Annotated in this window: 21 protein-coding genes; 4 read left to right on the plus strand and 17 right to left on the minus strand. The window is 56.0% G+C overall.

The window, feature by feature from the left end; translation table 11 throughout:
- Nucleotides 1-274: 274 nt before the first annotated feature.
- The 11 genes from nth to blr form a co-directional block, all read right to left on the minus strand.
- Nucleotides 275-910, minus strand: coding sequence for an endonuclease III (gene nth / locus ACG0Z5_RS00225; protein ID WP_394444749.1), 636 nt, complete (start codon nucleotides 908-910; stop codon nucleotides 275-277).
- A complete protein-coding gene (locus ACG0Z5_RS00230) occupies nucleotides 910-1,614 on the minus strand; it encodes an electron transport complex subunit E (protein ID WP_394444750.1) in 705 nt (234 codons plus the stop codon). The genes nth and ACG0Z5_RS00230 overlap by 1 nt, the downstream gene beginning before the upstream one ends.
- 3 nt (nucleotides 1,615-1,617) lie before the next feature.
- A complete protein-coding gene (rsxG, locus tag ACG0Z5_RS00235; RefSeq protein WP_394444751.1) occupies nucleotides 1,618-2,238 on the minus strand; it encodes an electron transport complex subunit RsxG in 621 nt (206 codons plus the stop codon).
- 8 nt (nucleotides 2,239-2,246) lie between these two features.
- Nucleotides 2,247-3,299, minus strand: coding sequence for an electron transport complex subunit RsxD (gene rsxD, locus ACG0Z5_RS00240; RefSeq protein ID WP_394444752.1), 1,053 nt, complete (start codon nucleotides 3,297-3,299; stop codon nucleotides 2,247-2,249).
- Nucleotides 3,300-5,345 (minus strand): electron transport complex subunit RsxC, encoded by a 2,046-nt coding sequence (rsxC, locus tag ACG0Z5_RS00245; protein ID WP_394444753.1) that lies wholly within the window; start codon nucleotides 5,343-5,345, stop codon nucleotides 3,300-3,302. It lies immediately after the preceding gene.
- Nucleotides 5,338-5,916: an electron transport complex subunit RsxB gene (rsxB, locus tag ACG0Z5_RS00250; RefSeq protein ID WP_394444754.1), complete on the minus strand. Its 579-nt coding sequence runs from the start codon at nucleotides 5,914-5,916 to the stop codon at nucleotides 5,338-5,340. Before rsxB ends, rsxC begins: the two co-directional genes overlap by 8 nt.
- Nucleotides 5,916-6,497, minus strand: a complete 582-nt coding sequence (gene rsxA / locus ACG0Z5_RS00255) for an electron transport complex subunit RsxA (RefSeq protein WP_319630528.1) — start codon at nucleotides 6,495-6,497, stop codon at nucleotides 5,916-5,918. The genes rsxB and rsxA overlap by 1 nt, the downstream gene beginning before the upstream one ends.
- A 78-nt stretch (nucleotides 6,498-6,575) precedes the next feature.
- Nucleotides 6,576-7,016 carry a DUF2569 domain-containing protein gene (locus tag ACG0Z5_RS00260; protein WP_319786683.1) on the minus strand — a complete coding sequence of 147 codons (441 nt, stop codon included), beginning with the start codon at nucleotides 7,014-7,016 and terminating at the stop codon, nucleotides 6,576-6,578.
- 75 nt (nucleotides 7,017-7,091) lie between these two features.
- On the minus strand, nucleotides 7,092-7,307 hold the full coding sequence (gene ydgT, locus ACG0Z5_RS00265) for a transcription modulator YdgT (RefSeq protein ID WP_394444755.1): 216 nt from the start codon (nucleotides 7,305-7,307) through the stop codon (nucleotides 7,092-7,094).
- Between the two features lie 225 nt (nucleotides 7,308-7,532).
- Nucleotides 7,533-8,933: a GH1 family beta-glucosidase gene (locus tag ACG0Z5_RS00270; RefSeq protein ID WP_394444756.1), complete on the minus strand. Its 1,401-nt coding sequence runs from the start codon at nucleotides 8,931-8,933 to the stop codon at nucleotides 7,533-7,535.
- A 111-nt stretch (nucleotides 8,934-9,044) separates the two neighbouring features.
- Entirely contained in the window at nucleotides 9,045-9,182 is a 138-nt protein-coding gene (gene blr / locus ACG0Z5_RS00275; RefSeq protein WP_394444757.1) for a division septum protein Blr, read from the minus strand.
- A 147-nt stretch (nucleotides 9,183-9,329) separates the two neighbouring features.
- Between blr and ACG0Z5_RS00280 the strand changes: the two genes are divergently transcribed.
- Nucleotides 9,330-10,370 (plus strand): oxidoreductase, encoded by a 1,041-nt coding sequence (locus tag ACG0Z5_RS00280; RefSeq protein WP_394444758.1) that lies wholly within the window; start codon nucleotides 9,330-9,332, stop codon nucleotides 10,368-10,370.
- A 39-nt stretch (nucleotides 10,371-10,409) separates the two neighbouring features.
- Here the strand turns inward: ACG0Z5_RS00280 and add are convergent, their stop codons facing one another.
- The 3 genes from add to malX all read right to left on the minus strand — a co-directional run bounded on the left by add (nucleotide 10,410) and on the right by malX (nucleotide 14,360).
- The gene (gene add, locus ACG0Z5_RS00285) at nucleotides 10,410-11,411 is read right to left on the minus strand and encodes an adenosine deaminase (protein ID WP_394444759.1); all 1,002 of its coding nucleotides are present in this window, start codon (nucleotides 11,409-11,411) and stop codon (nucleotides 10,410-10,412) included.
- A gap of 113 nt (nucleotides 11,412-11,524) precedes the next feature.
- The gene (locus tag ACG0Z5_RS00290; RefSeq protein WP_394444760.1) at nucleotides 11,525-12,697 is read right to left on the minus strand and encodes a MalY/PatB family protein; all 1,173 of its coding nucleotides are present in this window, start codon (nucleotides 12,695-12,697) and stop codon (nucleotides 11,525-11,527) included.
- 70 nt (nucleotides 12,698-12,767) lie between these two features.
- Nucleotides 12,768-14,360, minus strand: coding sequence for a maltose/glucose-specific PTS transporter subunit IIBC (malX, locus tag ACG0Z5_RS00295; RefSeq protein ID WP_394444761.1), 1,593 nt, complete (start codon nucleotides 14,358-14,360; stop codon nucleotides 12,768-12,770).
- 173 nt (nucleotides 14,361-14,533) lie between these two features.
- Between malX and ACG0Z5_RS00300 the strand changes: the two genes are divergently transcribed.
- Entirely contained in the window at nucleotides 14,534-15,559 is a 1,026-nt protein-coding gene (locus ACG0Z5_RS00300) for a Mal regulon transcriptional regulator MalI (RefSeq protein ID WP_394444762.1), read from the plus strand.
- A gap of 34 nt (nucleotides 15,560-15,593) precedes the next feature.
- Here the strand turns inward: ACG0Z5_RS00300 and ACG0Z5_RS00305 are convergent, their stop codons facing one another.
- Nucleotides 15,594-17,162: a YdgA family protein gene (locus ACG0Z5_RS00305; protein WP_394444763.1), complete on the minus strand. Its 1,569-nt coding sequence runs from the start codon at nucleotides 17,160-17,162 to the stop codon at nucleotides 15,594-15,596.
- Between the two features lie 96 nt (nucleotides 17,163-17,258).
- Nucleotides 17,259-18,437 carry a mannose-6-phosphate isomerase gene (gene manA / locus ACG0Z5_RS00310; RefSeq protein ID WP_394444764.1) on the minus strand — a complete coding sequence of 393 codons (1,179 nt, stop codon included), beginning with the start codon at nucleotides 18,435-18,437 and terminating at the stop codon, nucleotides 17,259-17,261.
- 199 nt (nucleotides 18,438-18,636) lie between these two features.
- Between manA and fumA the strand changes: the two genes are divergently transcribed.
- Complete coding sequence (gene fumA, locus ACG0Z5_RS00315; protein WP_394444765.1) at nucleotides 18,637-20,283, plus strand: class I fumarate hydratase FumA; 1,647 nt, start codon at nucleotides 18,637-18,639, stop codon at nucleotides 20,281-20,283.
- A 111-nt stretch (nucleotides 20,284-20,394) separates the two neighbouring features.
- Nucleotides 20,395-21,798: a class II fumarate hydratase gene (fumC, locus tag ACG0Z5_RS00320; RefSeq protein WP_394444766.1), complete on the plus strand. Its 1,404-nt coding sequence runs from the start codon at nucleotides 20,395-20,397 to the stop codon at nucleotides 21,796-21,798.
- Here the strand turns inward: fumC and tus are convergent.
- The gene (gene tus, locus ACG0Z5_RS00325) at nucleotides 21,788-22,720 is read right to left on the minus strand and encodes a DNA replication terminus site-binding protein (RefSeq protein WP_394444767.1); all 933 of its coding nucleotides are present in this window, start codon (nucleotides 22,718-22,720) and stop codon (nucleotides 21,788-21,790) included. The genes fumC and tus overlap by 11 nt on opposite strands.
- Nucleotides 22,721-22,722: the final 2 nt, after the last annotated feature.

The raw sequence follows: 22,722 nt of genomic DNA on the forward strand, positions 1-22,722 counted from the left end.
ATATAGGCCAATAATCCGAAAAATAGTGGTGATATGTCTGGTTAAAAAACAGTTAACCGCTGCATCAGCAAAGGCTTAGCTTCGATTTTGTAACATCGTTTTAACGTGGTGTTATCGAAGTGATCTGTGTCACATTTGTATAGAAATTTCAGTTGGAAAAAAACAATTAACCTGTCTGAACGATAGCTGGCCGGATCATACGTCAGGAGTGAGGGGGTATTATGGACAATAAAACGGGGAGAACGCCGGGCCGCGACACGGCGTTGAAACAGGATTAGATATCGACTTTCTCTTTAAACTCGCAGAGGTCTTCAATCAGGCAGGAGCCGCAGCGCGGTTTGCGAGCGAGGCAGGTATAACGTCCGTGCAGAATGAACCAGTGATGGCAGTCGACTTTAAACTCGGCAGGAACCACTTTCAGCAGCTTCTCTTCTACCTGCTCAACGTTCTTACCCGGTGCGAAATTGGTGCGGTTGCACACGCGGAAGATATGCGTATCCACTGCAATCGTTGGCCAGCCGAAGGCGGTGTTCAGCACCACATTGGCGGTTTTACGCCCGACGCCCGGTAGCGCCTCCAGCGCCGCGCGGTCTTCCGGTACGACGCTGCCATGTTGTTCAATCAGGATCCGACAGGTCTTAATCACGTTTTCGGCCTTGCTGTTAAACAGGCCGATAGTCTTGATGTACTCTTTCACCCCGTCCACGCCGAGTGCCAGTATCGCTTCTGGCGTATTCGCCACCGGATAAAGTTTGGCGGTGGCTTTGTTAACGCTAACGTCGGTCGCCTGCGCTGAGAGTAGAACCGCAATCAGCAGTTCGAACGGGGTGGTAAAGTTCAGTTCCGTGGTCGGGTGCGGATTGTTGTCACGTAATCGGGTGAGGATCTGGTGACGCTTCTCTTTATTCATCAAGCTTTCCCTGGCGTGGTTTTCACATCCGGTGCAACTTCACAATGGTTACGTACGGTGCTGGCTTTCTGCTTCGCGCGCTGATCGATGACGTATTTAATCGCCAGCAGCATTCCCAAACCAATGAACGCCCCCGGAGGCAGCATCGCCAGCAGGAATGGCGTATCGGTATGGAAAACTTCAATGCGCAGGGCTTTGGCCCAACCGCCGAGCAGGCCATCAGCGCCATCAAACAGCGTGCCGTTACCGAGAATTTCACGAATTGAGCCCAGGACAAACATCGCACAGGTGGCACCCATACCAATTGAGAAACCGTCCAGGGCCGACAGCATCGGGCCTTTTTTAGCGGCGAACGCTTCGGCACGACCAACCACGATACAGTTGGTCACGATCAGCGGAATAAAAATACCCAGCGACTGATACAGCCCAAACGCATAGGCGTTGATCAGCATCTGCACCGAGCTCACCACTGAGGCAATAATCATCACGTAAATCGGAATACGGATTTCCGACGGCGTCCAGCGGCGCAGCAGGGAGACAAACAGGTTCGTCAGGGTTAATACCAGCGTGGTGGCCAGTCCCAACCCAAGGGCGTTGGTTGCCGTGGAGGTCACCGCCAGCAGCGGGCACAGGCCCAGCAGTTGCACCAGCGATGAGTTGTTTTTCCATAATCCCTGAACAATAACGTCTTTGATTTCGCTCATGATTTACTCTTCACAGGGGCTAAGTTCGTTAATCTGCTGCGGCAGCGTTTGCGCAAACAGTCCGGCACGCTGGACGGCGTTCACCACGGCCCTCGGGGTGATGGTCGCCCCGGTAAACTGGTCAAATTCACCGCCGTCTTTCTTTACCGCCCATTGGCTGTCAGTTGCTGAGTGGATCACTTTTCCGGCAAAACGGGTTATCCAGTCGGAATGGCGCAGTTCAATCTTATCGCCTAAACCTGGCGTTTCATGATGCTCCGTCACGCGCGAACCCAGCACTGTACCGTTAAAATCGGCTCCGACCAGCAGCTGAATGGCACCGGAATAACCGTCCGGCGCTGTCGCTTCCATCACTACCGCGACCGGGGCGTCGTCTTTACGGGCGATATAAATTTTGTGGCTGCCTTTGCCCAGTTCCGGTGCGTTCAGAACATAACAGCTTTTCAGCAAGTCGTTATTATAGCTATCTTGCGCCACCACCTGATCGAACAGCGCCATCTGCTGTTTGGCGGACTGCGTGTCAATGGTGCTTTTGGTCATCTGGTTAATGATGGCCGTCATCCCGGTGGCACCGGCGGCGAAAAGCGCCAGCGTGATGCCATGTTTGCGAATCGTAGTCAGCATGGTCGGTCTCAGCGGTGTCCGTAAACGCGCGGGCGCGTATAGTAATCAATCAGCGGCACGGTAATGTTGGCCAGCAGGGTGGCAAAGGCCACGCCATCGGGATAGCCGCCAAAGCTGCGAATCAGCCATACCAACACACCCGCCAGCGCGCCGTAGACCAGACGCCCGCGATTGGTGGTCGAGGCGGTTACCGGGTCGGTCAGAATAAAGAATGCGCCGAGCATGGTGGCTCCGGAGAGCATATGCAATTGCGGGGACGCCAGTGTTTCAGGCGAGAAAACCCAGCCGAGCGTAGAGCACACGGCCAACGTCAGCAGGAAGCTCACCGGAATATGCCAGCGAATGGCGCGCTGCCACAGCAGGAACAAACCGCCGGCCAGATAGGCCACGTTCACCCACTGCCAGCCAATACCGGCCAGCGCGCCGCGATAAATCGACGCGTTCATAATGTCGCTCACGCTATGCCCGGCATGCAGTGACGTTTTGAAGGTATCGAGCGGCGTCGCTTGACTGATGCCGTCCACGCCCATTCGCAGGGTGTTGATGTCGGCCCCCGTCGCGGTATGGCCGCTGAAGATTATCTGCAACGTCTCCATCAGGCCTGGGGTGGTGATGGCGATTTCCTGCGGCGGCAGCCAGGACGTCATCTGTACCGGGAAAGAAATCAGCAGCACCACGTAGCCAATCATCGCCGGGTTGAACGGGTTCTGACCCAGACCACCGTACAATTGCTTGGCGATAACGACCGCAAAAGCGGTGCCGAGCACAATCATCCACCATGGCGCCATAGAGGGAATACTGATGGCTAACAGCAGACCGGTCAGCAATGCGGCGTTATCCTGCAGGGTGCGCGCCACATTCTGTTTGCGTAGACGCAGGATAGCGGCCTCGGCACCCCAGGCCGTTAAACTCGCCAGCACTATCTGAACGAGCGTCCCCCAGCCAAAAAACCAGGTCTGAATAGCGATGCCCGGCACGGCCGCCAGCAGCACCAGCAGCATAATGCGCGAGGTCTGGCGATGGTTATGGGTATAAGGAGAGCTTGCGATTTTAAAAACCATTTATTCCTCGTTCACTGCCTGTTTTTCTGCTTTGCGTGCTTTCGCACGGGCGATAGCCGCTTCAACGGCGGCTTTACGCGGATCGATGGTTTCAGCCATCGGTTCATTGGCGGCTTCTTTTTCGGCTTTACGCGCTTTGGCGCGGGCGATAGCGGCTTCCACTGCGGCCTTGCGTGGGTCGATAGTTTCAGCAACCGGTTCGTTAACGGCCTGCTGTTGCTGTTCAGCTTTCCGCGCTTTGGCCCGGGCAATCGCCGCTTCAACGGCAGCTTTACGTGGATCGACGGTTTCAGGCGTCGGTTCCGCAGCGGGCTGCTGCTCGGCTTTTCGTGCTTTAGCCCGGGCAATCGCCGCTTCGACGGCCGCTTTACGCGGATCGACGGCTGCACTCCCCGATTCAGCGGTCGCGTCGTGCTGTTGTTTTTCAGCCTGTGCGGCGCGCGCCTGTGCTTTTCGCGCTTCGCGGGCGGCAATCACTGCGCTGTTATCGGGCTTGGCCCCGGCCTGAACGATAATCGGCTGTGTGGCCTGCTGCTGTTTCTCGCGCACGCGGTTCAGCGCTGCGTTAATGGCATCCTGATCCTGCGCGGCAGGCTGTACGGCGGACTGTTTGTGACGTGCCTGGCGCGCCGCTTTTTCACGTTCGAGACGCTCGGCGCGGGCTTCAAAGCGGGCTTTGGCCTCGGCGGCGCGTTTTTCTTCCATCCGAATGGCGGCGATTTCGGCTTTTTCCTGGCGGAAATACTGCACCAGCGGAATATTGCTTGGACATACCCATGCGCAGGCCCCGCATTCGATACAGTCGGAAAGGTTGTGTGCGGTGGCTTTGTCGTGCTGCTGGCCTTTGCTGAACCAGTACAGCTGCTGTGGGAGCAAATCGGCCGGGCAGGAGTCGGCGCAAGCGCTGCAACGAATACAGCCTTTTTCTTCCGGCTGCTCACCCATCTCACTCGCGGAAGGTGCCAGTAAACAGTTGGTGATTTTTACCACCGGCACATCCAGCCACGGCAGAGTAAAGCCCATCAATGGACCGCCCATGATCACCATCTGTTCAGGGCCAGAACAAAAGCCCGCGTCTTCGAGCAGATGACGCACCGGGGTGCCTAAACGTGCCCAAACGTTGCCCGGACGCGAGACAGCTTCCCCGGTCAGGGTCACGACGCGCTCGGTCAACGGCTCGCCGTCGATAACCGCGCGTTTCACGGCAAATGCCGTGCCGACGTTTTGCATCAGTACGCCGATATCCGACGAACGTCCGCCGTGCGGCACCTGTTTCCCGGTCAGAATTTGCGTCAACTGCTTGGCACCGCCGGATGGGTATTTGGTGGGGATTACCCGCAGGCTAATGCCGTGGGTATCGGCCAGCACCGCACGCATCATCGAAATGGCCTGCGGTTTGTTGTCTTCCACGCCGATCAGCACCTCTTTTGGCTGCAGAATGTGCGCCAAAATACGGATACCCTCGACGATTTGCGCCGCACAGTCCTGCATCAAACGGTCGTCAGCGGTGATATAGGGTTCACATTCCGCCGCGTTGATGATCAGCGTCTCGATTTTATCGCCGCCGCCGTTGAGCTTAACGCCGGTCGGGAAACCCGCGCCGCCGAGACCGGCTACGCCGAAATCATGAATGCGTTCAATCAGTGCTTGGCGGCTCTGCTGCTGCCAGTCGCTCCAGCCGTCGCGATCAATCCAGCGGTCTTCACCGTCGGCCTCAATAATGACGCTCATTTCTGCCAGTGCGGACGGATGGGCGGTGGAGTGGGGCGCAATGGCAATCACGGTACCGGACGTCGGCGCATGTACCGGCAGCATTCTGCCCCAGCCACGCGTCAACGGCTGACCGCGCAGGACGTGGTCGCCTACGCTTACGGTCAGTTCACCTTCGGTGCCAATATGTTGTTTCAGCGGCATCACGTAACGCTGCGCAAGAGGAACCTGGCGCAGCGGCGTGCCATTCGACTGGGTCTTCATTTCGGGAGGATGAATACCCCCTTCGAAATCCCAGATTTTGTCCTTTCTGAACGCGGAGAATAACTTAAGCATGGTGTTCCACTGGAATAATACGTACCGGAATGGTTTGTAGATCCCATTTCCAGCTGTCGGTCGTCTCGGCGACCGGACGTAATTCGATACACTGCGTCGGACACGGCGCGACGCACAGATTGCACCCGGTACAGAGGTCGGTCACCACGGTATGCATGGCGCGCGTGGCACCGACGATGGCATCCACCGGGCAGGCCTGAATACATTTGGTGCAGCCAATACAATTCGGCTCGTCAATAACCGCAATCATGCGAACCGGCTCAGCGGTCTGTTCGTCGCCGTCGATCGGCTGCGGGTCTACGTTTAGCAGGGTGGCGATTTTCAGCATTACCGCTTCGCCCCCGGGGGCGCAACGGTTGATGTTCTCACCCTGACTGCCGACGGCTTCTGCGTAGGGACGGCAGCCGGGATAGCCGCATTGCCCGCACTGGCTCTGCGGCAGGATTTCATCAATTTTTTCCACCACCGGATCGTCCTGCACCGCAAAGCGGCGCGAGGCATATCCGAGAATGCCGCCAAAAATCAGGCCTAACAGGCTGAGGGCAGCGATGGCAATCCACACTAACGTCATTACAACTTCACCAAACCACTAAAGCCCATAAAGGCCAGAGACATCAGCCCGGCGGTAATCAGCGCGATGGCATTCCCGCGGAACGGGGCAGGGACATCGGCCACCACCAGACGCTCACGAATCGCTGCGAACAGCACCATCACCAGCGAGAAACCGACCGCCGCGGAGAAACCGTACAGCGCCGATTGCAGGAAGTTATGCCCGAGGTTGATGTTTAACAGTGCCACGCCGAGCACCGCACAGTTGGTGGTGATCAGCGGCAGGAAAATCCCCAGCAGGCGATACAACGCCGGGCTGGTTTTGCGCACCACCATCTCGGTGAACTGAACCACTACGGCGATGACCAGAATAAAGGCCAACGTACGCAGGTAAATCAGATTGAGCGGAATGAGGATCCAGGTATCTATCAGCCACGCGCAGACCGAAGCCAGCGTCATCACGAAGGTGGTGGCAAGACCCATTCCCATAGCCGTTTCCAGTTTTTTGGAAACGCCCATAAACGGGCACAGTCCAAGGAACTTCACCAGAACGAAGTTATTAACAAGAACAGTGCCGACAAAAAGCAGCAGGTAATCAGTCATAGTGAGCCTGAAACGAAAAAAAAGCCGCCTATTATCGGACAAACCGCAGCAGGCGACAACAGGTTATCTGTAGGGTTATTACGGATTAACGAAGGTCCGCTTTACACGCGTGGAACGCTTAAAGTACGGAACCAGCAACGCGGTGGCCAGCAGCGGGAACAGCAGCTGGCGTAGCGCAAGCGCATCAGAGACCGGCGCGAAGGCGAAGGCTTTCACCGCCAGCAGCACAGAAATCAGCAGCCAGATAATATAGTGCTTCGGCACCAGCTTCCGGCGTTTAAAGAAAGCGGCAGTCAGCCAGAAGGTATAGGCCCACATCGCAACGGCAAACACCATCGACAGCAGCCACAGGCTCAGGTTTGTCGCGCTTAAGGCGCCCAGGTTGCTGCGTGCAGCAGGGGACAGTAACACACCTGCGTATAACAGAATGGCAAGCGATGCGCTGATCAAGGCCACAATCAGCCATGCAAGCGGGGCAAATAGCCAACCACCAATACGTTCTGTGGGTTCAGTGGACATTACGTCTCCGGAATCAGCGTCAGTCAAAAAAGCAGGGCGAGAAGTATAAGCAACTGACGCGTGAGAAAACAGTCTTTATTGCACGTAGCGCCAGACGGTCTTCGGCACTTCACCAACGTTGTATAAACGGCCACCGGAAACCAGTTCGGCACGACGATGATCGGCAGCCCGATACATATTCACAATGTCCTGGGTATCCGTCAGCGAGTAATTCAGATGGTCAAAGAGTTTTTCCAGACTTTCGAGTGAGCTGATCTTTCGGAATTTTAATAAATAATCCTGAACGGTCATTTTAGTGCGTTTCCATTTTATGATGTTGTAATTATGAGGTAAGAACTACCTGCCAACGGCAACCTGGGTTCTAAGTGATGTCAAATCAGACAGCGATAATCGCACGAATTATTTCGGCTATACATCGCAAAAACAAGCACAGAACGTGATTCTGTTGTCGTTAATTTTAATTTAAGATTTTTCTAAAGCTAATATCAGGCGCCGGACGGCGCCTGGAGGGGAAGATTATCGCTGTTGACCGCGAGTGGCAATAACGTTTTGATACCAGAAAAAGCTCTTTTTGCGTTTTCGTGCCAGATTCTGCTGATGATCAACATAGACAAAACCATACTGTTTTTTGTAACCGTTCAACCAGCTCAATAAATCAATAAATGACCACGGATAATAACCCCGGACGTCTGCGCCCTGCGCCATTGCTTTTTCCATGGCATCAATATGCATCTGTAAATAGTCAATGCGCGGCTGATCGACAATTTCACCGTCAATAATAGGGTCTTTCGCCCCCAAACCATTCTCGGTGATGTAGATCGGAATATCGCCATAGCGTTCTTTGATCATCATGATGCCGTCGGTCAAACCCTGAGGCCAGATTTCCCAGTCCCAATCGGTATATACCCCGTCCGGATTACGCACGAATTTGAAAAGATCTTTGAAGCCAAATTCTGTCCCACTGTTGGGTTCGCCGTTATGGTTGCTGGCGGTCTGCGTTTCGCCCGGATTGGCGACCACCGTTTCGCGGCGATAGTAATTGAGGCCGATAAAATCGCAGATATTGTTGCGCAGCAGCTCATCATCGCCCGGTTCAAAGCGTGGCACATCCCATAGGGCCTGCGCTTGAGCAAGCAACGCTTCAGGATAGTGGCCTTTGAGCACAGGATCGTACAGCCAGTGGGTATGGATAGCATCCGCCATCTCAGTGGCGATACGGTCTTCCGGGCTGCTGGTCAGGGCGGTATGCGGTTGCAGGACGTTTACGAAGCCAATGTCGCCCTGAACGTTCATCTCGCGGAAGGCTTTCACCGCCAGGGCATGGGCGATAAATACCTGATGACAGGCCTGAACCGCACGGGCCGGGTCACGAACCGACGGCGGATGGCTGCCGGTGATATAGCCGTGGCCGATAAAGACGATGGTTTCGTTAAAGGTGGCCCACAGTTTAACGCGGTCGCCGTAGCGCGAGTAGCACAGGCGGGCGTATTCCTCGAAGGCAAGCGCGGTGGAGCGCACTTCCCAACCGCCTTGATCCTGCAGCGCCTGCGGCAGGTCCCAGTGATAAAGCGTAATCATGGGCACAATGTTGTGAGCCAGCAGGGTGTCGATTAAATCGCTGTAGAATTTAACGCCGGCTTCGTTTACTTCTCCGCGGCCGTCAGGCAGCAGGCGAGGCCAGGAGATAGAGAAACGGTAGCTTTGCAGGCCCATTTCGGCCATCAGCGCGACGTCTTCCTGCATCCGGTGATAGTGATCGACGGCGACGTCGCCATTGGTGTTTTGATATGTCGTACCAGGAAGATGAGAGAAAACGTCCCAGATGGAAAGCCCTTTGCCATCTTCGTTATGTGCGCCTTCTACCTGATATGCGGCGGTTGCCGCGCCCCACAGAAAATTTTTTGGAAATGCAGCCATTACACGCTCCTTATCGATGAGATAAAAGTAGTGTAAGGAGTCAGACTTAGAGTCTGCAACCGGTTTCAGAAACCGGTTACATAGGTTGCGACCGGAGTCACTTTCTTACCGTTATTTGTGTTGCGCGGTGGCTGGGGGTTCGGGTGCCTGGTAATTATCAATATGATGCGCCGCAATCAGCAGCAAAAAGCACACGCCCAGTACAATCCAGCCCACCAGCTCGACGATACGATTAAATACCATACTCATAACAATCAATGTCCAAAAGAATCCAGGGGCGAAATGTTACCAGGAACATGGCGTTTGCGCCAGTTGAAACGGGGAGTGTTAATAAAGGGTTGTGAGCCTCTTACAGATGTTGTGAAATGGCGGGTAACCACAGATGAGGGCAACAACATGAGTGACACTATCCGCGTCGGATTAATTGGCTATGGCTACGCGAGTAAAACCTTTCACGCACCGCTGATCAGCGGTACGCCGGGGATGGAGTTGGCGGCAGTTTCCAGCAGCGATGAAGCGAAAGTCAAAGTGGACTGGCCGGGTGTTAAGGTCGTTTCTGAGCCGAAGCATTTGTTTAACGATCCCAGCATCGATTTAATTGTTATTCCCACACCTAACGATACCCATTTCCCGCTGGCGAAGGCCGCGCTGGAAGCGGGCAAACATGTGGTGGTAGATAAACCCTTTACCGTGACACTGTCACAGGCCCGTGAACTGGATGCGCTGGCGCGTAGCCTCGGGCGCCTGCTGTCGGTGTTCCATAACCGCCGCTGGGACAGCGATTTCCTGACGGTAAAAGCCCTCATCGCGGAAGGCACGCTGGGCGAAGTCACCTTCTTTGAGTCGCATTTCGACCGCTATCGCCCGGAAGTTCGCAACCGCTGGCGTGAACAGGGCGGTCCGGGGAGTGGCATCTGGTACGATTTAGCCCCGCATCTGCTCGATCAGGCGGTGAACTTATTCGGTCTGCCGGTCAGCCTGACGGTTGATTTGGCGCAGCTGCGTCCGGGCGCGCAGTCGACGGACTACTTCCATGCGGTGCTGAACTATCCACAGCGTCGGGTGATCCTTCACGGCACGCTGCTGGCCGCAGCGGAATCCGCACGTTACATCGTGCATGGCACCCGCGCGAGCTACGTCAAGTACGGACTCGATCCGCAGGAAGAGCGCCTGAAAAACGGGGAGCGTTTGCCACAGGAAGACTGGGGTTACGACATGCGTGATGGGGTGGTGACGCGTGTGGACGGCGATGACCGCACGGAAGAGACCTGGCTGACGGTACCGGGCAACTATCCGGCCTATTACGCCGGTATTCGTGATGCCCTGAACGGCAGCGGAGAAAACCCGGTTCCGGCGAGCCAGGCGATTCAGATTATGGAATTGATTGAGCTGGGGATTGAATCAGCCAAGCATCGCGCGATGTTGAGCCTGACTTGATGAATGGCCCGGTGGCGCTAGCGCTCACCGGGCGTTTCTTTACGCCGCTTTAACCGCGTCAATCAGCGCCTGTTTCTCCTGGGCGGAGAGGAACGCAATCTCCAGACCGTTAATCTGTGCCTGACGGATTTGCGCCGCAGATAGACCGGCCGCCGGGGCCGCGACCTGGTACTCGTGAATAATATCGATGCCCTGAACCGCCGGGTCGTCGGTATTCAGTGACGCCAGTACCCCGTGTTCCAGGAACGTTTTCAGAGGATGGCGCGCCAGGGTTGGCACGGTGCTGGTCTGAATGTTTGAGGTCAGGCAGGATTCAATTCCAATGCGCTGTTCGGCGAGGAAATCCATCAACGCGCGGTCTTCTACCGCTTTCACTCCGTGACCGATACGCTCGGCGCCCAGTTCACGAATCGCCTGCCAGATGCTTTCCGGCCCGGCCGCTTCACCCGCATGAACGGTGATATGCCAGCCCGCATCACGCGCACGGTTGAAATGGTTGAGGAACAGGCTGCCCGGGAAGCCCAGTTCATCACCAGCTAAATCCAGGGCGGTAATGCCGTCGCGATGGGTGAGCAGGGCGTTCAATTCTTGTTCACAGGCGGTTTCGCCGAAGGTGCGGCTCATGATGCCAATCAGTTTGGCCTGCACCGGGAAATCGCGGCAGCCTTGCTGCACCCCGGCGATCACCGCTTCAACCACCCCGGCAACCGGCGGGTTGTGCGTCATTGCCATATAACCCGGCGAGAAGCGCAGTTCAACATAGTGCAAACCGTTACGGGCAGCATCTTCAATGTTTTCATACGCCACGCGGCGGCAGGCGTCGAGGTCGGCCAGGACTTTCACTCCCCAATCGAGTTTACTCAGGAAGCTGACGAGATCCGGTTCATTGCTGGTGACCTGAACGTGCGGGCGCAGGGTGTCCAGAGTGGAGGCTGGAAGCGCAATATTATGCTGGCGACCGAGTTCAAGAATGGTTTGTGCGCGAATGTTGCCATCAAGGTGGCGGTGGATGTCTGTCAGGGGCAGGTCTTTATGAATCATGGTCGCACTCTTTTTTTTAGGTGAAGTTTTTTAGGTAAAGTGCGACACATTATAATGTGGAAACGAGGGAAAAAGCTATTTTGCGCAACGACTATCTCCGTTGCGCAACGGACTTAGCGGACGGCATGGATGGCGTTAATCAGCCCCTGGACACCCCGTTCGAGCTTACTGCGAGGACAGCCCGCATTGAGACGAACAAAACCATTGCCTTCTTCCCCGTAGGTATAACCCGGCATGATGGCGACCTTTTGCTGCTCAATCAGCACTTTTTGCAGCAGTTTGTCGTCAATGTGTAGCGGGCGTAGATCAATCCATGCCAGATACGTTGACTCCGGCGGCTGCCAGTTGAGTTCCGGGAAAGCGGCGTTCAATTCGCTGGCAATAAAACGCATGTTGTCCTGCAAATAATCACGCAGCGCGTCGAGCCAGGCCTCGCCCTGTTCATAGGCGGCAATGTGCGCCACCACGGCAGGAATGGAAGGTGAGGATAGTCCGTCCCGGCCTTTGAGCGCGCTGAGATACCCATTGCGCGAGGTTGCTTCCCCAATCAGACCGTATGCCCCGGTTAATGCCGGAATGTTGAAGCTCTTGGAACCTGATGTGAACAGCGCCCAGTCATTTTGCGCCACTTCACACCACGGAACGTGGCGGTGACCGTGCCAGGTCATATCCATGTGGATTTCATCGCTGATCACCTTCACACCATGCTTATTGCACAGGCTGGCGATAGTGGTCAGCTCTTCGCGAGTCCACACTTTCCCGGTGGGGTTATGCGGGCTGCACAGCAGCAGGATTTTATTGCGCGGTTCGGCGAGCACGCTTTCCAGCAGCGTCATGTCACATTGCCAACCGTCGGCGGTCTGATGCAGCGGCACGGCGGCAATCTGACGATGGTTACCCTCAATCGCTTTGTAGAAAGCATCATAGGCCGGGGTCTGGACCACCACACCGTCGCCCACCTCTGACCATTGGCGGATCATTTCTGAAACCATGTAAATAACTGACGGGCCGTACACCACCTGTTCGGTATCAATCTCGCTGTCAAAACGTTTCTGGAACCAGTGTTGAATCGCGCCCAGGAACTCGTCGTTTTTCCAGCGGCTGTAGCCCAGTACCCCATGGCTCAGACGTTGGCTGACCGCATCCAGGATGCAAGGGGCAGTGGCGAAATCCATATCCGAGATGGTGAAAGGCAGTAAATCCGCTGCGCCGAAGCGGTCAGCAACATAATCCCACTGGGTACACCAGGTGCCGTGGCGGTCTACAACCGTTGAGAAATCAAACATCGGAAACTCCATTTCGGTCAAACGGGGGAGGAAACATTGTCCCCCTTCAGAGCGAAGGGGGAAAGGAGATTTACGCCTCGACGGTATGCATCAGGCTGGCCAGTTCATCTTTGACCGACTGGACCTGCGGGCCAATCACGACCTGCAGACTGTGCTGGTTAAGCTGGACCACACCGATGGCACGGTTGGCTTTCAGCGCTTCAACGTCAACCTTGCTCATGTCATCCACCGACAGACGCAGACGAGTCAGGCAGTTATCGAGGTTGGTGATGTTATCCGCGCCGCCGAGAGCCGCCAGGATCGCGGGGGCGTTGTAGCCGGATTTACCGATCGCGCCCACCATGGCTTTTTCTGCGCTGGAGGCGGATTCAATATCGCGGCCCGGCGTTTTGATGTTAAAGCGAGTGATAGCGAAGCGGAAGATAGCGTAGTACGCCGCAAACCAGATAGCCGCGACAACCGGGACCATATACCACTTAGTGGCCAGTCCGTGCAGAATACCGAACACCACGAAGTCGATGATGTTGCCATCGGTGTTACCGATAGTCACACCCAGCACCGCCATGATGGTGAAGCCAAGGCCCGTCAACAGGGCGTGGATAACGTACAGCACCGGAGCAACGAACAGGAACAGGAACTCGAGGGGTTCGGTAGTCCCGCCCACGACGCAGGCAATCACGCCGGAAATCAGCAGGCCTTTAATTTTGTGACGATTTTCCGGGCGAGCACAGTGGTACATCGCCAGCGCCGCACCCGGCAGGCCGCCGAGGAACGCAGGCATTTTACCCTGGGACAGGAAACGGGTTGCGCTCTCAGCGAAGCCATGTGTCGTCGGGCAGCTCAGCTGCGCCTGGAAGATAGTCAGCGCGCCGCTTACCTGATGCCCACAGACATCCAGGGTGCCGCCCGCTTCGGTAAAGCGAATCAGGGCCACCAGAATGTGGTGCAGGCCGAACGGCAGCAGCAGACGTTCACCGGTACCGAAGATCATCGGACCAAACTCACCCGCACCGTTAATCACGTAGCCCAGGCCATTAATGCCTTTAGCAAAAATTGGCCAAATCAGCGGGATAACCAGACCCACCAGACCGAGCACCACGGTAGTGATGATCGGCACGAAACGGGTGCCGCCGAAGAATGCCAGCGCATCCGGCAGGCGAATGGTGTTGAAACGCTCATGCAGCATCCACACGATGATGCCGCAGATAACCGCCCCGAGGATCCCGGTATCAATTGACTGAATGCCAATCACGTTCTGGATGTTGTTAGCTTTGAGGATAGCCGCATCGGTGGTAGGCAGAATACCTTTCGCAGTCAGCCAGAAGTTGACCGCCAGGTTCATCACCGCAAAGCCGACAAAACCGGCAAATGCCGCTACGCCTTTGTTGTCACGCGCCAGGCCCAGCGGGATAGCGATACAGAACATCACCGGCAGGAAGCTGAAGGCAAACGAGCCGACTTTACCCATCCAGATGAAAACGGCCTGCAGGAACGGGGTGTCCAGCCACGGAAGCAGCGTGGTGACATCGTGGCTGCTCAGCGAGCTGCCGATGCCCATCATGATCCCGCAGAACGAGAGAAGTGCCACTGGCAGCATGAAAGTCTTGCCGAGCTGCTGGAAAAATTCCCATAGGCTAATTTTAGGTGGTGCTTTCGCCGTCATAAAACGACTCCTTGTGCTGTGAATTCTGTTGTAGTTGTTGAATGCAGCGAAAAGATAAAACGTTTTACCTAACTTTAGTGCGAGGTAAATCACATATTGAAACGATGATAAGGTTTATAAATATAACCCATTGATAAAACGTTTTATCGCTACACAGGAGTGGCAAGCGGCGCATGGCCATTGCAAAAAAAGTCACCATTAATGACGTCGCCCATGCGGCAGGGGTCTCCGTCGCCACCGTTTCACTGGTGTTAAGTGGCAAAGGGCGCATCTCCACGGCGACCGGTGAACGCGTCAGTCAGGCCATTGAGCAGCTTGGCTTTGTGCGTAACCGTCAGGCGGCATCATTGCGCGGCGGTGCATCGGGGGTGATTGGGCTGATTGTGGGCGACCTGTGTTCCCCCTTTTACGCCGAACTCGCCGCGGGGATGATTGAAGCCCTCGAATCACAGGGCAAGATGGTGTTTCTCACCCAGGGCGGGCGCAAGGGCGAACACATGGTCGAGCGCTTCGACACCCTGGTGTCACAGGGCGTTGACGGCATTGTGATTGCCGGGGCGGTCGACAGAGGCGCCGAACTGCGCACCAAGGCCGATGAAAACGGGGTGCCGCTGGTTTTCGCTTCCCGAGCCAGCTATCTGGATGATGTCGACCTGATCCGCCCGGATAACATGCAGGCCGCGCAGATGATAACCGAACACTTGATTCGCCGTGGGCACCAGCGCATCGCCTGGCTGGGCGGGCAAAGCGCCTCGCTGACCCGGGCAGAACGCGTCGGCGGATACTGTGCCACCCTGCTAAAGTTTGGTTTGCCGTTTCACAGTGAATGGGTGGTGGAGTGTGAGGCCAGCCAAAAACAGGCTTCTCAGGCCTTAACCCATCTGCTGGGGCAAAACCCGACCATCACCGCCGTGGTCTGTTATAACAGCGTGGTGGCGATGGGGGCCTGGCTGGGGCTGATGCGTTCTGGCTGGAAAAGCAGTGACGAAGGGGTTGATTACTACGATAAACGCGTGGCGCTGGCGGCCTTTGCGGAAGTCCGTGAGAAAGACCTCGACGACGCGCCGATGAGCTGGGTGATAACGCCTGCTCGCGAAATGGGTAAAAGCGTGGCGGAGAGAATGCTCCAGCGAATTGAGGATGGAAAGAGCACGGTGCGCAATCAGATTATGCCCCCGCGCCTGGTCAAACAGCAGTAAAAAAAACCGGCAGCCAGGCTGCCGGTTCTGCGTATTACTGTGCGCCGTTGGCCGATGGAGCAGGCTGCTCGGCGGGTGGCTGCGTTGGCGCCGGAGCCGGTGCGGTTTCACCTTGCGGGGCAGGGATCGCCACATCCGGCACGCCAAACATGCCGACAAAATCAGCCAGCGGCATTTTCTGACCGTTCAGGGTCACCTGACCGTTGGAGTATTGCAGGCTGGTCTGAATGTTGTTGTCCTGCTGGGTGGTGATGCGGAACATCTGACCCATCGCCGCCAGACCTTTCACCTGCTGGCTCGCCAGCTTCTCGGCATCCGCCTGCTGATAACCTTCCAGACGCGCCACCTGAGTCATAAACTCGGTTGCCATGTCCATTGGGATCACCAGTTTGCTGTCGAGTGATTTCACGCTGCGATCCACTTCCTGGGCCAGCGTCTGCGGGGCCACGGTGGCCTGCGACGGATCTTTCAGGAACAGGGACAGGTTAAAGGTGGTTTCACCTTTGCTGTTTTTCCAGCTCAGCGGCGCGACGGTGATAACCGGCTCACCTTTCAGCAGCAGCGGCAGGGCCTTGAAGAACGCCTCGGTCACTTTCTGCTGATAGACCTGCGGATTATCCATCATGCCCGGCTCGGCAAGCAGGGCCTGCACTTCACCGTTATACTGCTGGCTGAACTGGTGCCACGCCTGACCATCAATCTGGCCAATCTTCAGCGCCAGCTTGCTGCTGCCCATGTCCTGACCCTGAAGCTTCAGGCTGTCGAGAGTGTAATCCAGCGAGGTGTCGATGCTTTTACCGTCTTTCGACAGATTGGATTTCCCGTCAAAGGAAACGCCGTCCAGCACCGCCAGCTCTTTGCCTTCCACGGCAATGGCCAGCTTATCGAGCGTCACTTTCTGATTGCCAATGCGTTCCGCAAAGCCGGTCAGCTTGCTGTCGCCTTCGGTTTTCAGGTTGTTAAAGGTGAGCTGGACTTTCTGGTTGTATTCATTAACCGCATTGATAACCGCACTTCCCACGTTACCGTTGAGAGAGAAGACGTTGCCATCTTTATCGGCGTCAAGTTTGAATTCTCCGCCGCTGAACGCGACTTTCTCTTCGCCTTTCTCGTAGTTCAATGGCTTGAGATTGATGTCGGACGCGGTATCGCCGGAGTAGCTGATGCGGGTGCTGATATCAAACGGTGACTGACCTTTGGCCAGTTCAAACAGATTCTTGGTCGCGTCGTTGTTCACCAGCGTCGAGTTCACCGTTGCCATTGCCGGGGCGAGGTTAAACGATTTTAACGAAGCCAGTGGGAAAGGACCGTGGGAGACGTTCTCATCCAGAATGAGGGTCTGTCCAGGCTTCAGCCAGCTGCTTTTCGCGCCGTCCGCCGGTTTCACCACCATCTGTAAATGGCTGCTGAACACGCCGCGCTGATAATTCTGATACGCCAGTTGAATACCGGCTTCTGGCGCGGTACTGGCGAGCTGCGCATTGGCCTGCGCAACCATGTCGGCCAGACGGCCTTCCAGCTGTTTACCGGTGTACCAGGAGCCCCCGGTCCACACCACTCCTAAAGCCACAATAATGCCAACTGCAACCAGCGATTTTTTCATAGCGTTTGTCCATAAAATGAAAACAGGCGGAGTCTTCCGCCTGTGATGTCGTTAGGCTGCCTCAAGCTTAGCAAGAGATGCCTGAATGTTCAGTATTTACTTGAGCTTATTGTAAACGCGAGCTATACGACCCACGCCGCTCAGGCTGACTGGCGACTCATTGGCAGACACAAACGCGGATTCGCCCGGTTTCAGCACCAGCTGCTGCTCGCCTTTTTGCAGGACCGCTTCACCTTCGAGGCAGAACAGGATCGCTGCACTCTGCTGCGCCACGTCGGCACCTTGGGTGCTGAGATCATGCAGAGAGAAGGCAAAATCGTCGACCGGAATAGGGAAGTCGAGCTCGGCACCGTGCTGGCTCGGCTGGGTCAGCAGTTCGGCTGCCGGTTTCGGGGTGAACTTCACGTTCGCCACCAGCTCCGGGATATCAATGTATTTTGGCGTCAGGCCTGCGCGAAGCACGTTATCGGAGTTCGCCATCACTTCCAGCGCGGTGCCCTGTAAATACGCATGTGGGGTTTCAGCAAACAGGAACATCGCTTCGCCAGGGTTAAGCTTCACCACGTTGAGCAGCAGCGGTGAGAACAGGCCGCTGTCGTCCGGGTAGAACTGCGCAATGAAACGAATGGTTTCCCATGGCTCGCCCTGTTGGCTGTTCAGTGCAGCTTTCAGCACGCCCAGCGCACGTGATTTTTCGTCACCCTGCATATTCAGCAGGCTGGCGAACAATTGGCTTAGACGCTCGGCGTTAGGCTCCTGCAGGAAATGGGCAATCGAGGTGTGCGCACCCGATACCGGTTGCAGCAGCGAAACAATGTCAGAGAACTCGCGGAAGGCGTTCATGGCGAGGAACGGAGTGAGGGCGAAAACCAGCTCCGGTTTATGGTTCGGATCTTTGTAGTTACGTTCGGCGGCGTCCAGAGGAATACCGGCGGCGTTTTCTTTCGCGAAACCCTCTTCGGAGGCTTTCTTGTTTGGGTGTACCTGAATCGACAGCGGATTATCGGCGCACAGGACTTTGAACAGGAACGGCAGTTCGCCAAAGCGATCGGCGACCTCACGTCCAAGCAGGGTGGCTTTATCGGCGTCGATCACGTCGCGCAGGCTGCGAACCTGGCCGCTGGCGTCGGTGATTTTTGAGCTGCTCTTCGGATGCGCACCCATCCACAGTTCTGCCATCGGCAGATTGTCCGGGTTGGCGATACCGTAGAGATCCGTTAACGCAGTGTGACTACCCCAGGCATAGTTCTGCACTGAGTTGATGAGTTTTTGCATTATCAAGCCCTGTAAATGTATGGAAATTATCTCCCTGTATTAAACCAATAAACCGCACAGAAGTAACCTTCTCAGGGAAAAAGTCGTACTAGTCTCAGTTTTTGTTAAAAAATTGTGTAGGATAAGCGGACTCGCTGTTCCCAGGGCCTATGGAAGACCGGCCCGAAAATAATTTGCCAATGTCGTAAGTGAGAGAACAATGTCGAACAAACCTTTTATCTATCAGGATCCTTTTCCGCTGAAAAAGGATGACACCGAGTATTATCTTCTCAGTAAAGACCACGTCAACGTCACCGAATTCGAAGGTCAGGAAATCCTTAAAGTTGACCCGCAGGCGCTGACGCTGCTGGCCAAGCACGCGTTCCACGATGCCTCATTCATGCTGCGCCCGGCGCACCAGCAGCAGGTGGCCGATATTCTCAATGACCCGGAAGCCAGCGAAAACGATAAATACGTGGCGCTGCAGTTCCTGCGTAACTCCGACATCGCAGCCAAAGGCATTCTGCCGACCTGTCAGGATACCGGCACGGCGATCATCGTCGGTAAAAAAGGCCAGCGTGTCTGGACCGGTGGCGGCGATGACGCGGCGCTGGCCCGCGGCGTGTACGACACCTACATCGAAGATAACCTGCGCTACTCGCAAAACGCCCCGCTGGACATGTACAAAGAGGTCAACACCGGCACCAACCTGCCCGCACAGATTGACCTCTACAGCGTCGACGGCGACGAATACAAGTTCCTGTGCATCGCCAAAGGCGGCGGCTCGGCGAACAAAACCTATCTGTATCAGGAAACCAAAGCACTCATTACGCCTGCCAAATTGAAAAATTACCTGGTAGAGAAAATGCGCACCCTTGGCACCGCCGCCTGCCCGCCGTACCACATCGCGTTTGTGATTGGCGGTACGTCGGCAGAAGCCACGCTGAAAACGGTCAAACTGGCCTCCACCAAGTATTACGATGGCCTGCCGACCGAAGGCAACGAGCACGGTCAGGCATTCCGCGACATTCAGCTTGAGCAGGAGCTGCTGCTGGAAGCGCAGAACCTCGGGCTCGGCGCACAGTTTGGCGGTAAATACTTCGCCCACGATATTCGCGTGGTGCGCCTGCCGCGTCACGGTGCCTCCTGCCCGGTGGGCATGGGTGTGTCCTGTTCCGCAGACCGCAACATCAAAGCCAAAATCAACCGCGACGGCGTCTGGATTGAGAAGCTGGAGCACAATCCGGGCAAGTATATCCCGGAAGCGTTGCGTAACGCCGGGGAAGGCGAGGCGGTGAAAATCGACCTTAACCGTCCAATGAAAGAGATTCTGGCCCAGCTTTCCGACTATCCGGTGTCAACGCGTTTGTCGCTGAACGGCACGATTATCGTGGCCCGTGACATCGCCCATGCGAAGCTGAAAGAGCGGATGGACAACGGTGAAGGCCTGCCGCAGTACGTGAAAGATCACCCGATTTACTACGCGGGCCCGGCCAAAACACCGGAAGGGTATGCCTCCGGCTCCCTCGGCCCAACCACCGCCGGACGAATGGACTCCTACGTTGATCAGCTGCAGGCGGAAGGCGGGAGCATGATCATGCTGGCGAAAGGTAACCGCAGTCAGCAGGTAACCGATGCCTGCCACAAACACGGCGGCTTCTACCTCGGCAGTATCGGCGGCCCGGCAGCGGTGCTGGCGCAGGGCAGCATTAAGAGCCTGGAATGCGTCGAATACCCGGAACTGGGAATGGAAGCCATCTGGAAAATCGAAGTGGAAGATTTCCCGGCCTTCATTCTGGTCGACGACAAAGGCAACGATTTCTTCCAACAAATTCAGTCGTCACAATGTGACCGCTGCGTGAAGTAGTTGTTGTTTTGCCCGAGGGCGCTACGCTTATCGGGCAGTTTCAATACTTAACGTTCTGAATGGCATGTGAGCTTCGTCAAACCCCTTCACTTTGATTTCAAGGAGAAAGACATGACAACGTTACGCCGCGAGAACGATTCTATGGGCGCGATAGACGTCCCGGCAGATAAGCTTTGGGGCGCGCAAACCCAGCGCTCCCTGGAGCATTTCCGCATTTCCACTGAAAAAATGCCGGTGTCGCTGATAGCGGCCCTGGCGCTCACCAAACGTGCTGCGGCCAAAGTTAATCAGGATTTACAGCTGCTTTCCCCAGAGAAAGCCCACGCGATTGTCTCTGCCGCCGATGAAGTGCTGGCGGGTAAACATGCGGATGAGTTTCCGCTCGCTATCTGGCAAACCGGCTCCGGTACCCAGAGCAACATGAACATGAATGAAGTGCTGGCTAACCGCGCCAGCGAGCTGCTCGGCGGCGTCCGGGGCATGGAGCGAAAGGTCCATCCGAACGATGACGTAAATAAGAGCCAGAGCTCGAACGATGTCTTCCCGACTGCAATGCACGTTGCGGCAGTGATTGCGGTCCGTGAACACCTTCTCCCGCAATTACAGGTGCTGAAAAAAACGCTGAGCGATAAATCTCACGCCTTCGCCGATATCGTCAAGATTGGCCGTACCCATTTACAGGATGCCACGCCGCTGACCCTGGGGCAGGAAATTTCCGGCTGGGTGGCCATGCTTGAGCATAATCTAAAGCATATTGAGCTCACCCTGCCGCATCTGAGTGAACTGGCGCTGGGCGGCACGGCGGTGGGCACCGGGCTGAATACCCATCCGGAATATGCTACTCGCGTGGCGGACGAACTGGCGGCGATGACTGGCCAGCCGTTCATCACTGCGCCGAATAAATTCGAAGCACTGGCCACCTGTGATGCGCTGGTTCACGCTCACGGGGCCCTGAAAGGGCTGGCGGCCTCAATGATGAAAATCGCCAACGACGTACGCTGGCTGGCATCCGGCCCGCGATGTGGCATTGGCGAGCTGTCGATCCCTGAGAATGAACCGGGTAGTTCTATTATGCCGGGCAAAGTGAACCCCACCCAGTGCGAAGCGATGACTATGCTGTGTTGTCAGGTGATGGGTAATGATGTGGCGGTGAATATGGGCGGGGCATCGGGCAATTTCGAGCTTAACGTGTATCGCCCGATGGTTATCCACAATTTCCTGCAATCGGTACGCCTGCTGGCGGATGGCATGGAAAGTTTTAACGCGCACTGCGCGGTGGGGATCGAACCGAATCGGCCGCGTATCGATCAGTTGCTGAATGAATCGCTGATGCTGGTCACCGCGCTAAACACCCACATTGGTTACGATAAAGCGGCTGAAATTGCCAAAAAGGCCCATAAAGAAGGGCTGACCCTGAAAGCGTCGGCCCTGAAACTGGGGTATCTGACCGACGCTGAATTTGACGAATGGGTCCGACCGGAAGCCATGGTCGGCAGCATGAAAATCAATCGTTAGCCACATAGAGGTGCAGTCGCGGGATGATCAACTCCAGCGACTGTGCCTCGGGTTTATAACGATACTGCACGTTATCTGCATCGTAGTTCAGCAGCTCACCTATCTCCGGCACGCTCACGCCCTGAGTGCCGGAGATCAAGGCAATCATCGGCCCCGGACAGGCGTACTGCACCTGTTTTTGTTGTCCCGCGTACCACACCCGTGCAATCGGCTGTACCTTCACCGGACGTTTAATCTTCAGTTTGGCTTTTTGCGGCAGGGCGGCGATGTCCTGATATTCCCGCTCCAGCCTGGCCTGCCACTGTTCGCGGGTAAAAGGGGGAACCGAGCGGGGCGAACGCAGGCTGTTTTCCAGCTGTTTCAGCACTTCATCGCGGGTCAAATTCTTAATGATATGTTTATTCGCCCAGCCGAAACGGATGCTGGCGGGATCGCGCAGCAGGGTCAACGAGCGGTAGGCTTTGAGGGTGATTAACCCCGGTAAATGATGATGCACCCACTCAAAACGGGCCGCAGAGGGCAGACCAGACTCGACGGTCACCATGTTCTCGAACGCCGCTTTCAGCGCATTTATAGCGCCGATTTTGTCTTGCAGGGAAGAAAGCCGGGCAGGCTCCGGCTGTAAACAAATGACCCCCGGCAAGCGGACGGCGGCTTTGCTGCTGCGATTCTCCGACTGTTGCTGGATAAACAGATGGCTAAAGTGATTCAGCGCCATCAGCCGCGCCTTTTCGCCCAGATGCTGAACCACGGCGATAGATGAGAGTGGGTCGTGCTCATGTTCTTTACTGACTTCCGGCAACTCGAACACCCGCGCGGCGAGCAGGCGGAAATCGACCAGCATCTGCTGCAGTTCCAGCAGCTCATGTTCCATCTGACGGAAGGTCGAGGTTAAGCGCTCAATCAAATCGTAATCGGCCATGG

Source organism: Scandinavium sp. M-37 (assembly GCF_043558715.1).
Taxonomy (GTDB): Bacteria; Pseudomonadota; Gammaproteobacteria; order Enterobacterales; family Enterobacteriaceae; genus Scandinavium; species Scandinavium vulneris_A.